At 42.8% G+C, this 12803-nt stretch carries 11 protein-coding genes; 7 read left to right on the forward strand and 4 right to left on the reverse strand.

Annotation, left to right across the window (positions count from 1 at the left end; translation table 11 throughout):
• The first annotated feature begins 143 nt into the window (after nt 1-143).
• From EWU21_RS07925 to EWU21_RS07945, 5 genes are read left to right on the forward strand one after another with little or no spacing between them, the layout of a single operon-like run.
• The gene (locus tag EWU21_RS07925) at nt 144-4004 is read left to right on the forward strand and encodes a pyruvate carboxylase (RefSeq protein ID WP_161566496.1); all 3861 of its coding nucleotides are present in this window, start codon (nt 144-146) and stop codon (nt 4002-4004) included.
• Nucleotides 4004-4738 carry a PI-PLC domain-containing protein gene (locus tag EWU21_RS07930; RefSeq protein WP_130896279.1) on the forward strand — a complete coding sequence of 245 codons (735 nt, stop codon included), beginning with the start codon at nt 4004-4006 and terminating at the stop codon, nt 4736-4738. Before EWU21_RS07925 ends, EWU21_RS07930 begins: the two co-directional genes overlap by 1 nt.
• 36 nt (nt 4739-4774) lie before the next feature.
• Entirely contained in the window at nt 4775-5653 is an 879-nt protein-coding gene (locus tag EWU21_RS07935) for a sugar phosphate isomerase/epimerase family protein (protein ID WP_130896280.1), read from the forward strand.
• A 23-nt stretch (nt 5654-5676) separates the two neighbouring features.
• Nucleotides 5677-6891, forward strand: coding sequence for a TCR/Tet family MFS transporter (locus EWU21_RS07940; protein ID WP_130896281.1), 1215 nt, complete (start codon nt 5677-5679; stop codon nt 6889-6891).
• A gap of 34 nt (nt 6892-6925) precedes the next feature.
• On the forward strand, nt 6926-7657 hold the full coding sequence (locus tag EWU21_RS07945) for a LolA-like protein (RefSeq protein ID WP_130896282.1): 732 nt from the start codon (nt 6926-6928) through the stop codon (nt 7655-7657).
• 53 nt (nt 7658-7710) lie between these two features.
• Here the strand turns inward: EWU21_RS07945 and EWU21_RS07950 are convergent, their stop codons facing one another.
• The 3 genes from EWU21_RS07950 to EWU21_RS07960 are packed head-to-tail and all read right to left on the reverse strand — an operon-like array spanning nt 7711 to nt 9692.
• Nucleotides 7711-8631 (reverse strand): sugar phosphate isomerase/epimerase family protein, encoded by a 921-nt coding sequence (locus tag EWU21_RS07950; protein ID WP_130896283.1) that lies wholly within the window; start codon nt 8629-8631, stop codon nt 7711-7713.
• A gap of 1 nt (nt 8632) precedes the next feature.
• Nucleotides 8633-8989 (reverse strand): transmembrane 220 family protein, encoded by a 357-nt coding sequence (locus tag EWU21_RS07955; protein ID WP_130896284.1) that lies wholly within the window; start codon nt 8987-8989, stop codon nt 8633-8635.
• 1 nt (nt 8990) lies between these two features.
• Nucleotides 8991-9692 carry a tetratricopeptide repeat protein gene (locus EWU21_RS07960; protein WP_130896285.1) on the reverse strand — a complete coding sequence of 234 codons (702 nt, stop codon included), beginning with the start codon at nt 9690-9692 and terminating at the stop codon, nt 8991-8993.
• 180 nt (nt 9693-9872) lie between these two features.
• On the opposite strand from EWU21_RS07960, the gene fsa reads away from it, so the two are divergent.
• Complete coding sequence (fsa, locus tag EWU21_RS07965) at nt 9873-10529, forward strand: fructose-6-phosphate aldolase (protein ID WP_130896286.1); 657 nt, start codon at nt 9873-9875, stop codon at nt 10527-10529.
• Between the two features lie 18 nt (nt 10530-10547).
• Nucleotides 10548-11219, forward strand: coding sequence for a cell division ATP-binding protein FtsE (locus EWU21_RS07970; protein ID WP_201737857.1), 672 nt, complete (start codon nt 10548-10550; stop codon nt 11217-11219).
• 2 nt (nt 11220-11221) lie between these two features.
• Here EWU21_RS07970 and porX read toward each other — a convergent pair whose 3' ends face one another.
• Nucleotides 11222-12787, reverse strand: coding sequence for a T9SS response regulator signal transducer PorX (porX, locus tag EWU21_RS07975; protein WP_130896288.1), 1566 nt, complete (start codon nt 12785-12787; stop codon nt 11222-11224).
• Nucleotides 12788-12803 lie beyond the last annotated feature (16 nt).

The following is a 12803-nucleotide window of genomic DNA, read 5'->3' on the forward strand; positions in this document are numbered from 1 at the left end:
TCGAAGGCGGTAGAATTATTTTTCTTGGTAACGAACCTAATAAATATGGTATTTTTTTAAGTTTCACCAAATAAAATGCGGTATTTGATGCGAGTTTCACAATATATTTAGCATTTTTGTTAGAATCTCCTATTTTATTGATTATGCCAAAATCATACGTTAAAAAAATCTCCAGTTTATTGATCGCTAACCGCGGTGAGATTGCTATCCGAATCATGCGTGCCGCGTCCGAATTAGGAATTCGTACCGTTGCCGTTTATACCTTCGAAGATCGCTATTCGTTGCACCGCTATAAAGCCGATGAAGCTTACCAAATCGGGAAAGACGACGAGCCTTTAAAACCTTACTTGGACATCGAGGGCTTGATTTCTTTGTGTAAATCGAAGAAAATCGACGCTATTCACCCGGGTTATGGTTTCTTATCGGAAAACGTAGTGTTGGCAACTCGCTGTAGAGAAGAGGGAATCGTTTTTGTGGGCCCATCTCCAGAAGCGATGAACGCATTGGGAGATAAAGTGGCGGCGAAAGTGGCTGCCCTGAAGGCCAATGTGCCCATGATCGAGGATTCGAAAGGGGATTTGGCTGATTATTCTTTGGCCCTATCCGAAGCGAAACGTATTCAATTCCCCGTGATGGTGAAAGCGGCTGCCGGTGGTGGTGGTCGTGGAATGCGCGTAGTGAGAACGGAAGAGGAATTAGAAAAAGCGTATCAGGAGGCAAAAAATGAGGCGAAAAATGCGTTTGGAGATGACACCTTGTTCATCGAGAAGTTTATCGATGATCCCAAACACATCGAGGTACAATTATTAGGGGATCAGCATGGGAATTTAGTGCATTTGTATGAACGCGATTGTTCGGTACAAAGACGTTTCCAAAAAGTAGTGGAAATCGCCCCTTCTTTTGGTCTAAAAGAAGAAACTAAACAAAAATTATACGCTTATGCGCTTTCCATCGGTAAAGCCGTAAATTATTATAACGCTGGAACGGTGGAGTTTTTGGTCGATAAAGACGAAAATATCTATTTTATCGAAGTAAATCCGCGTATTCAAGTAGAACATACGATTACGGAAGAGGTGACGGGCATCGATATCGTCCGTACCCAAATTCTAATCGCCCAAAATTACAGATTATCCGATCCCGGTATTTTTATTCAAAACCAAGCGGACATCCCGCTAAAGGGTTTCGCGATCCAATGCCGTATCACGACGGAAGATCCAGCGAATGGATTTAAGCCGGATTTTGGAACAATTATCGCCTATCGAAACGCAGCTGGTTTCGGTATTCGTTTAGACGAAGGATCTTCGTATCCCGGTGTAAAGATTTCCCCGTATTTCGATTCGATGTTAGTGAAGGTGTCTGCCAAAGGCCGCACGCTTCGCGGTGCGTCCGAACGCTTAAACCGCGCGCTGACCGAATTCAGAATCCGTGGGGTAAAAACGAACATCCCATTCTTACGCAATGTAATTACACACCCCGTCTTCCAAGAGGGCCACTGCACGGTGCCATTCATCGCGAACCACCCGGAATTATTCAACTTCAAACCCACACGTGACCGGTCGACAAAGGCGATTCGCTACCTGGGAGAGGTAATCGTTAACGGAAATCCGGATGTGAAAGTGAAGCCTACGGCTCCTTTCCGCACCCCGATTATCCCGTATGTGGATCCAATGTCGGAATACCCGAAAGGAAACAAACAATTATTAACGGAAATGGGTCCGGAGAAATTTGCGAAACACATCCGTGATGCGAAGCAAATCTATTTTACGGACACGACCTTCCGCGACGGGCACCAATCGCTTTTAGCGACTCGTGTCCGCACCCAAGATATGTTAGCCGTGGCTGACGGTTTTGCGAAATCCTTCCCTCAATTGTTCTCGATGGAGGTTTGGGGTGGTGCTACCTTCGACGTGGCGATGCGTTTCTTGCAAGAATCTCCTTGGAAACGCCTGCAAGAGTTCCGCGAGGCGATGCCGAATATGCTATTGCAAATGCTTTTCCGCGGTTCTAACGCCGTGGGATATTCGGCTTACCCTGACAATTTGATTGAAAAATTCGTGGAGAAATCCTCTGAAGCCGGAGTCGATGTCTTCCGTATTTTCGATTCCTTGAACTGGATCGATGCGATGAAAGTCTCGATCAAAGCGGTTCGGGAACGCACGCCTGGCATCGCTGAAGCAGCGATTTGCTATACGGGTGACGTCTTTACAAACGAGAAATACAATCTACAATACTACGTAGATATGGCGCGTCAGCTCGAAGATGCCGGTGCTCACATGTTAGCGATTAAGGATATGGCCGGTCTTTTGCGTCCATTCCAAGCAGAAAAATTAGTCACCGAATTGAAGAAAGCGGTCGACTTACCCATTCACTTGCATACGCACGACACGGCCTCCGTTCAATCAGCGACCTATTTAAAGGCCATTGAAGCCGGTGTGGATATCGTAGATGGGGCTTTAGGAGCGATGTCCGGTTTGACGTCACAGCCTAATTTGAACTCGTTAGTTGCGATGATGCAAGGTCACGCGAAAGCATCTGACCTGGATTTAGACCTGTTAAACGAATATTCGAATTATTGGGAAGCAGTGCGTACGATGTATACGCCGTTCGAATCAGAACTGAAAGCGGGAACCGCTGAGGTATACAATAATGAGATTCCGGGCGGTCAATATACGAACTTACGTGGCCAAGCGATTGCGCTAGGTGTGGGCGACAAGTTTGAACAATTGAAACGTAATTACACAGAGGCGAATACGCTTTTCGGCGATATCGTTAAGGTAACTCCATCCTCGAAAGTAGTGGGGGATATGGCGATTTTTATGACCGCGAATTCGTTAACGGCGGAGGATGTATATGCCAAAGGAGCTACTTTATCCTTCCCTGAATCCGTCAAAGACTTCTTCAAAGGCGGCTTAGGTCAACCCTACCAAGGATTCCCTAAACAACTGCAGGAGATCATTCTAAAAGGCGAGCACGCGATCGAAGGTCGTCCAAATGACCATTTGGCACCCATCGACTTCGACGCAGATTTCAAGACCTTTACGAAGAAATTTCCAGAGGCAGAAGATGGATTCTTCGATTACTTATCCTACAAAATGTACCCGAAAGTCTACGAAGACTATTACAAGAATTCAGCTTTATTCGGAGAATTGTCAGCCCTTCCTACGCCAGCCTTTTTCTATGGCTTGAAGCAGGATGAGGAGATTATGATCACGATTGAGCCAGGCAAGACGATTATCGTGAAGTTCTTGTACATGTCTGAACCTGACGAATCAGGTCTGCGCAATGTAACATTTGAATTGAATGGCCAGGCACGCCGCATTAAGATTTTGGACAAAAACGTCAAAGTCGAACGCGCGCAACACGCAAAAGCGAAAGTAAAAGGCGACATCGGTGCTCCATTGCAGGGTCGTTTATCCCGTATCTTGGTAAAGCCAGGCGACGAAGTGAAATTAAATGCTCCACTGTACGTGATCGAGGCGATGAAGATGGAATCAATTGTTTCGGCACCATTTGAAGGAATTATCGGTAATGTGTTATTGACTGAAGGAACGGTGGTAGAGCAAGAGGACTTAGTATTGACTTTGGAAGAAGCGAAACTACCAGAACCAGACGTAGAAGAATATTTATTCGTCTATGGAACTTTGCGCCGCGACTGTGGAAACGATTTACACCGCTTGATCGCACGAAATTCGGATTACATCGGCATGGCGACCTACCAAGGTCAGATGTACCAAGTGGCTGATTATCCGGGTATTATCCCATCGGGTGACGCGAAAGACCAGGTAGTAGGCGAATTGTATTTATTGTCCAATACGATCAAATTATTGAACGTTTTAGATGAATACGAAGAATTCAATACAGACAAACCAGCCGAAAGTCTATTCGTTCGCGAGCAGGTGAAAGTAAATTTGAAAGGCAAGGAAATCGAAACCTACGCGTATTTATACAACAAGAAAATCGACCCGAAAACGCGCATTGCGTCCGGGGATTATGTGAAAGGCTAATGAAAAAAATCGCCCTTTTTTGTCTGTTGTCATTCGCTTTACAAGCTCAGAGTCCTTTGTCAAAAGCGCACGCTCACAATGATTACGAACACGAAAGACCATTTTTTGAGGCATTTCAATTAGGTTTTGGTTCCATTGAGGCGGATGTATATGCCGTGAATGGACAATTATTGGTGGGTCACGAACGGAATCAACTGAGTCTGAATCGCAATTTGAAGGATCTGTATATTGACCCCATTATCCGCGTCCTAAAAGCCAATAAAGAGGGGGATTTTCATCAATTATTGATTGATTCGAAGACCTCATCGGATTCCACCTTGCCGCTGATTATTGCTGCTTTGAAGCCTCATGCAGAACTTATTCAACAAAAAGGATTCCGAATAGTGATTTCCGGTAACCGCCCAAAACCCTCCCAATACATTGAATCCCCAGCTTGGATCACCTTTGATGGTCGTTCGAATGAGCGTTTTCCCACTTCTAAAGTGTTGTTAGAGAGTGAATCGATGTTGAAGTTTGGCTTTTGGGCTGGACAAGGACCTATACCAGCAGCCTTGAAAGAAAAACTCAAAAACTACGTGGATCAAGTCCATGCAAACGGCCGAAAAGTACGTCTTTGGGCTACCCCAGATTCCCTTTTAGGGTATCAAGCACTGTTAGATATCGGTGTGGATTACATCGGTACGGATATGCTGAGTCTATTAGCGGATTATTTGAAATTCAGCGAGAGTAAATAAGCTTTGGGAGAGGCTTTTATAATAAAACCTTCTCCTATGACAACTAGACGCGAATTTTTGGCCATTACCTTGGCTACAACACTTCCAGTTTCTTCTCTTTATGCTGCGAAAAAATCCTATTCTTTGGGTTATTCTGCCATCACTTGGAATGGGCAAGATGAGCAGGCGATTCAAGAAATTTCAGCCCTAGGTTTCAAGGGAATACAGTTACGCGCGAATTCATTTGCAAAATACAAGGATAATCCTGCCGCTTTAAAAGCCTTATTAGATTCATCAGGCTTGCAATTATGTATGTTTTCGAGCGGCAATGTGGAGATTGATCCAGCCAAAGTAGAGGCATCCATCGCTCAGCACGTCAAGCACGCTACTTTCGTAAAAGCTTTAGGAGGAACATCGATTCAATTAACGAATTCCTTACGTAAGAAAGGGGTGAAGCCGGAAGAGAAAGACCTTATTCGTTTAGCAGAAGTCATGAACGAAATCGGTGCCAAAACGAAAGAATTAGGCATTCAAGCTACCTACCACAACCACATGGACCAGTTTGGAGAAACACCTGAGGAGGTTGATTTGCTCGTAAACCACATGGATCCGGCTAAAATCAAATTGCTATTAGACGTAGCTCATTATTTCCAAGGCGGCGGTAATCCGGCAGATGCGGTGTTGAAATACCGTAAAGTTTTACATGCATTACACGTAAAAGATGTGCGCCAAACCGAGCCTCGCTACCGTTTCGTCGAATTAGGGCAAGGTAAAGTGAACCTAGAGGAGGTATTCGCTAACTTGGACAAAATCAAGTTCAAAGGCTTCGCCATTGTTGAATTAGATGCCGTTCCAGACGCGGGTAAAACACCCTTATCTTGTGCAGAAACGAGTAAGGAATTTTTAAAAACGAATATTCAGTATCCTTTTTCTTAAATTGCAGCCTAATCTAGAATCAAATGGCGAGCAAAAAGGATCCTGCAATTGGATTTATCTTTATCACTTTATTAATTGACGTTCTCGGAATCGGCCTAATTATCCCCGTTTTACCTAACCTTATCAAAGGTTTTGTGGGTGGAGATATTTCCGTTGCCTCTCAATATGCAGGCTGGTTAATGGCGTCCTATGCCATTATGCAGTTCTTGTTTTCTCCTGTTTTAGGTGGATTATCGGATCAGGTGGGTCGCCGTCCGGTGATTTTGGCCTCTTTATTCGGCTTCACGATTGATTACCTTGTTTTAGCCTTCGCGCCCAATATTCTTTGGTTATTCATCGGTCGCATCATGTCAGGAATCACTGGTGCCAGTTTTACGACGGCTCAAGCCTACATTGCGGATGTGTCAAAGCCGGAAGATCGGGCAAAGAATTTTGGTGTCGTAGGAGCCGCTTTTGGTGTAGGATTTATTATTGGACCTGCGATAGGTGGGATGCTAGCGTCTTATGGTGATCGAATTCCCTTCTTTGCCGCGGCGGGTTTAACTTTAATTAATGGGATTTACGGCTATTTTGTCTTACCAGAATCCTTAGCAAAATCGAACCGCCGTCCCTTTGACATCACGCGTGCGAATCCCTTAGGATCTTTAAAGAATTTGACAAAATATCCAGTGATCGCGGGTTTGGTAGGAGGTTTCTTCTGCCTGCAATTAGCCGGTCAGGTGCACCCTAGTACGTGGTCCTATTTTACGATGAAGGTTTTTGGCTGGACACCGGATCAAGTAGGCTATTCTTTAGCCTTTGTCGGTTTAATTGTAGCCATTGTGCAAGGAGGTTTGGCCCGTATTATTATGCCCAAACTAGGTGAAATACGTGCGATCTCTTACGGTTTACTCCTGTATGGCATCGGATTTTTTATGTTCGCCTATGCGACTAAATCTTGGATGATGTATGCCTTTATGATTCCTTTTGGGTTGGGGGGAATTGCAGGACCAGCTCTCCAAAGCCTGATCACTCAACAAGTAGGTCCGAATGAACAAGGTGAATTACAGGGAGGGTTGACTAGTTTACAATCTATTACGACTATTTTTGGCCCTCTTTTGGCCTCCAATTTATTCGCCTATTTCGCCTCTGAACAAGCGCCCATTTTATTCCCAGGCGCAGCCTTCTTTATGGCCGCCATTTTAGTATTGATTGGCTGGTTTATCGTGATGCGTTCCATTCCGAAAAAAGCTCAATAATTTTACTATCTTTCGAAAAATAAACCCCTATATCATGAAAACAATGATCAAATCAATCTGCCTTGTAGCAGGAATGTTAGTCGCTTCAGTGGCGTCTGCTCAATCGACTGAGGAAATTTTAGCTAAGCACGAAGCTGCCATGGGTGGCGCTGATAAATGGGCTGCCGTGAAAACAGCCGTTGTAAAAAATAAATTCTCTGTTCAGGGAATGGATATTGAAAGTAATACGTCTTTAGTGATCGGAAAATCTTTTCGGACAGAAGTAGCTGTCATGGGAAATAAAATCATTACGGTCATTGATGGAAATAAAGGTTGGATGAATCGTCCTGCCATGATGGGCGGAACGGGTGAGCCAGAAGATATGCCGGCTGATCAAGTTAAAATGGCAGGTTCTCAATTGATGTTGGGTTCTATTTTGACGAACGCAAAGAAGGACGGATATAAGATTGATTTAGTCTCTAAAGAGAAATTGGATGGAGCTGATGTATATCTATTGACAGTAACTAAACCATCAGGTGATGACAGCAAGGTCTATGTTTCCACAGCTACTAATTTTGTGGTAAAAACTCTAACGAAAGTACAAGCGAATGGTCAAGAAATAGATTCAGAAGTTAGCTTTTCAAACTATAAAATGGTGAACGGTTTAGCATTTCCTTATACTGTTGAAACAGCTAATCCAATGGGTGGGATGATGACAGTAGAAACGGTATCGGTGGAAATTAATCCAACAATCGATGCGGCTATCTTCGCAAAACCTAGTAAATAATTGAGCGATTTTCGCTGCATTAAAAAAGGGCTTCATATCTGAAGCCCTTTTTTTTAGGGTAAAAATTGTTGGATGTGATTCCTCGCACTTCGAATCGCTTTGTCGATATCCTCTTCTGAGCCTTCATAGGCCTTATCTTCTACTTCAATCACGATTGGACCTCGGTACCGTACGTCGTTTAATGCAGAAATGAACTTCCCCCACTGTATATCGCCAAGTCCTGGAATTTTAGGGGAATGGTATTCTAATGGATTCGCTAAAATCCCTACGCGATTCAATTTTTCAGGATATACTTTAACATCCTTTAAATGTACGTGGTGAATCCGTTCGGCATAGTGATAGATAGGGTAGGTATAATCCATCATCTGAAAGACCATATGAGATGGATCATAATTCAGGCCAAAATTCGCCGACGGAATGATCGTAAATAATTCATCCCAAATCTTGGGCGTCGTCATCAAATTCTTTCCTCCGGGCCATTCATCATCGCTAAAGAACATGGGACAGTTTTCAATGCCTATTTTAATCTGTAGCGTGTCTGCTAACGCAATAATTTCCGGCCAAACCTCCGAAAACCGACCGATATTATAAGCCACATTCTTCGTATAATCACGGCCTACAAAGGTATTCACACGCGAAATGCCTAAAACGGCAGCTGCTTTAATGATTTTCTGGATGTGCTCTCGGTAAAAAGCAGCTTGCGTTTCATCCGGATCCAATGGATTCGGGTAATAACCTAAAGCGGATATTTTGACCGGATGTAGATCTAATTTCGCCTTCAAGGCTACAAGATCCTCTGTGGATAGTTGGTCTACTGAAATATGCGAAACCCCCGCATACCTGCGCGCATCCGAAGAGGAAGAGGGCCAACACATGACCTCTACACAGGCGAAATGTTGCTGTTGCGCATAATCTAAAACCTCAAAAAGACTTTTGTGAGGGAGAATGGCAGAGACAAAACCAAGATCTAACATCTTATTTCTTTTTTTCTAAAACGTAAAACAAAGCAAACGATCCGGATGCAATCCAAAGACCCACCGCTTCTCGTGCTAACTCTTGGTTATGTGTCTTCATGCTCAAGCCATCTGTTAAGAATCCTTCCCAAGCCGTCATTTCAACCCATAATTGCAATCCTGCGAATACAGAGAGAAAAAATAAGACGATCAAAAGCTCTGGATTCGTTTTGCCACGCATCGCCTGCAAAGCGGTATAAACAGCTGTAGCATAAACGGGTACCCACAAAATAGGGTCCGGGTCATTCAACTGCCAGTACGTAAACATTAAAAAGACGAGGCCGAAAATACCTCCCAAGATGAATTGTACGTTTCTCATATTAATTACATAGGTTTTTTACGGCTTCAGCCGCACCTGGATAATTCAATTTTTGCGCTTGTTGAAAGGCAAGGCATGCTTTGTCGTTTTGTTTCGATTTGATATAGCTTAGGCCTAGTGCGTAATAAGCTTTGCCAAAATTCGGATTAATCTCAGCGGCCTTCGCAAAATCAGCTACAGCTCCGGCGTAATCCTCTTCTTGAAAAAGGATGTTTCCGCGGTTGTAAAAGGCATTAATATCTTTTGGCGCCAGTTTAATGGCCTGTGTAAAATCAAATTTAGCTTTTGCTGGTTGTGCAAGGGCCGCTTGAATAATCCCTCTTTGGAGATATCCTGCGCTTGAATCCGGCTGCGAAGCGATGGCTTTATCCGTAGGCGCTAGGGCTTTATCCCAAACCCCTTGTTCCATCAAAACCGCACCTAAATTCAATTGAGCGGTATAGAGGGAAGGTTTTAAATCGATCGCCTTTCGGTAAGCGGCTTCTGCCTCTGGGTAATTTTTTTCTTGAAATAGAATGACCCCTTGAAGGTTATATGCTTCCGCCAAACCGGGATTTTTCTCAATCGCTTTCTGCAGTGCTTCTTTCGCAGAAACCGTTTCCCCTTTCTGTAAACGTGCTTTCGCCTCGTCTAACCAAGCCTCACCCGAAGTAGAACAAGCCCAAGCAACACTAAGGCTAACCAATAGAATCCATTTTTTCATATTTTAAAGTTAAGGGGCTAATCCAAAAAAACGATATTTATTTTGAAAAAAGCTGCTTTTTTGTCATCTTTGTGGTGGCAAATTACCAGCTCCCGCTGAATCCCCCAGGTCTTGATCGAAGCAAGGGTAGGTCGGTTGTAGCGGTGAATTTGCCATTTTTTTGTTATAAAAATCTGACCTATGAAATTTTTTATCGATACAGCGAATTTAGCGCAAATTAAAGAAGCACAAGATTTAGGTGTTTTGGACGGAGTTACGACTAACCCTTCCTTAATGGCTAAAGAAGGAATCACCGGAAAAGACAACGTCTTACGTCATTACAAAGCGATTTGTGATATTGTGGATGGAGATGTTTCTGCCGAAGTAATCGCCACTGATTACGATGGAATGATTCGCGAAGGTGAAGAATTAGCGGAGCTGGACGATAAAATCGTAGTAAAGATTCCTATGATCAAGGACGGTATCAAGGCCTTGAAATATTTTTCTGAAAGAGGGATTAAAACGAATTGTACGCTTGTATTCTCTGCGGGACAGGCTTTATTAGCTGCTAAAGCAGGGGCAACCTACGTTTCTCCCTTCATCGGACGCTTAGATGATATCTCTTTCGACGGTATCGAATTGATCGAGCAAATTCGATTGATCTACGATAACTACGAATTTGATACGCAAATCTTAGCAGCCTCTGTTCGTCACCCAATGCACATCATTAAATGTGCAGAAGCTGCAGCAGATGTGATGACTGGACCTTTATCTGCCATGTTAGCTTTATTAAAGCACCCCTTGACGGATAGTGGTTTAGCGCAATTCTTAGCGGATCACGCAAAAGCAAATTCTTAATTAACCTAGGCGATTTTTATGTCTGTATTATCTTTTGAACAAGTAAGTATTTCTCAAGACGGTGTTAATACACTAGAAGACATTAATTTAACGATTAATGAGGGAGATTTTTATTATTTGATTGGTAAAACGGGTAGCGGAAAGAGCACCTTCTTTCGCAGTATTATTGCGGAAATTGGTCTTGAGTCTGGAACAGCTTCGGTGGCGGGTTATTCATTGAATACCATTAAGCGTTCAGAGGTGCCATTCTTAAGACGTAAATTAGGCTTCGTTTTTCAAGATTTTCAATTGCTGACAGATCGCAATGTCGAGAAGAATTTATCCTTCGTTTTAGAGGCGACAGGTCACACGAATAAGGATGAAATACGATTCAAAATCGAGGAGGTTTTAGCGCGCGTAGGAATGAGTTCTGCCATTTCTAAACGTATTCACCGTCTTTCAGGCGGAGAACAACAACGCATCTGTATTGCGCGTGCCATTTTGAATAACCCGGTTTTATTGCTTGCTGATGAGCCCACAGGTCATTTAGATCCGGAGGTTTCTTTGGAAATTATGCAATTATTCAAGGAGCTGAATCAAAGTGGGATGGCCATCATCATGGCGAGTCACGACTACAATACGATGGCTAAAGTTCCAGGCCAAATCCTGAAGTGCGAAGGCGGTAAAATCTTCCCCGTAGCCAGTCTATAACCCTATTTTCCCGTATAGTATATCACCGGAATGATACATTCTTCCAGTGAAATTCCGCCGTGTTGAAAGGTATTTCTATAGTGATTTACGTATTGGTTATAATTATTAGGGTAGGCAAATAAGTTATCTTCTTTTGCAAACACATAGGTGGTTGAAACGTTTGGTTTGGGTAAAAAAATGTTCTCAGGCTTTCGGCAAACCATCATCTTATTCGCGTTATCCCAATTCAAATTTTTCCCCTGTTTATAACGTAAATTGGTATTCGTATTCCGATCTCCCACGATTTTAATCGGATTTTGTACGCGTATCATACCGTGGTCGGTCGTTATGATGACGCGCCCCTTTTTCTCTGCAATCTTCTTTAATAAATCAAAAAGAGGAGAATGCTGGAACCAGCTGGCCGTTAAGCTGCGGTAAGCTGACTCATCTGGAGCTAATTCTTTGATCATAGCCATGTCCGTCCTAGCATGGGAGAGCATATCGACGAAATTGTAGACGATGACATTTAAATCATTAGTCGCTAATTTATTGAAATTGTCGACTAATTGTTTTCCTTGGTACTGGTGAATAATCTTGTGATAAGAGCTTTTAGCGTTGATTTTTAGGCGCTTTAATTGCTCCTGTAAGTAAAATTCTTCCTGTTTATTGAATCCTTCTTCGTCTTCAGAATCGCCTACATCGTAGACCCATTTGTCGGGGTAATTTTTAGCGATTTCAGATGGCATCATTCCGGCAAATATGGCGTTTCGGGCGTAGGCCGTTGTCGTAGGCAGGATGGAATAATAGTTATTTTCGGATTCTAATCGGAAGTATTCTTGGATGTATTTGTCTAAGGTTTTCCATTGGTCAAAACGCAAGTTATCAATCAAAATAAAATAAAGAGGACTCTTGTCGTTGATCTTCGGAAAAACATGTTTACGCAGCATTAAATGCGATAATACGGGTGTTTCTGTATCGGGTTTTTGCAACCAATCCTCGTAATTTTTCTCGATGAATTTACTAAAGTGGGCATTTGCCTCATTTTTTTGGTTGTTCAAAACCTCGGCCATCGATTTGTTTTCGGTTGTGTCGATTTCGAGTTCCCAATAGATTAGTTTTTTGTAGATGTCAGACCATTCTTTGGCATTCAAATGATCCTGGTATTGCATCGATAAGGCCAAAAACTCTTGTTGGTAACTAATATTCGTTTTTCCTTCTTCGAGTCTTTTCTTATCAAAAATACGCTTGACAGAAAGCAATAGTTGATTCGGATTAAGTGGTTTGATGAGGTAATCAGCAATTTTCGAACCGATGGCGTCTTCCATCAATTCTTCTTCCTCTGATTTAGTGATCATAATAACGGGAAGATTCGGTCTGAATTTTTTGATCTGTAATAAGACCTCTAGGCCAGACATTCCCGGCATATTTTCATCCAAGAACAAGATGTCAAACTTCTGAGTTTCTACTAATTCTAAAGCGTCTGCACCTGAATTAACCGTAAATACTTCATATCCTTTACTCTCTAAAAACAAGATATAGGGTTTCAATAAATCAATTTCATCGTCCGCCCAAAGTATTTTATACGTCATCGCTCTTTTGTTTACC

Source organism: Aquirufa antheringensis (assembly GCF_004307425.1).
Lineage (GTDB): Bacteria > Bacteroidota > Bacteroidia > Cytophagales > Spirosomataceae > Aquirufa > Aquirufa antheringensis.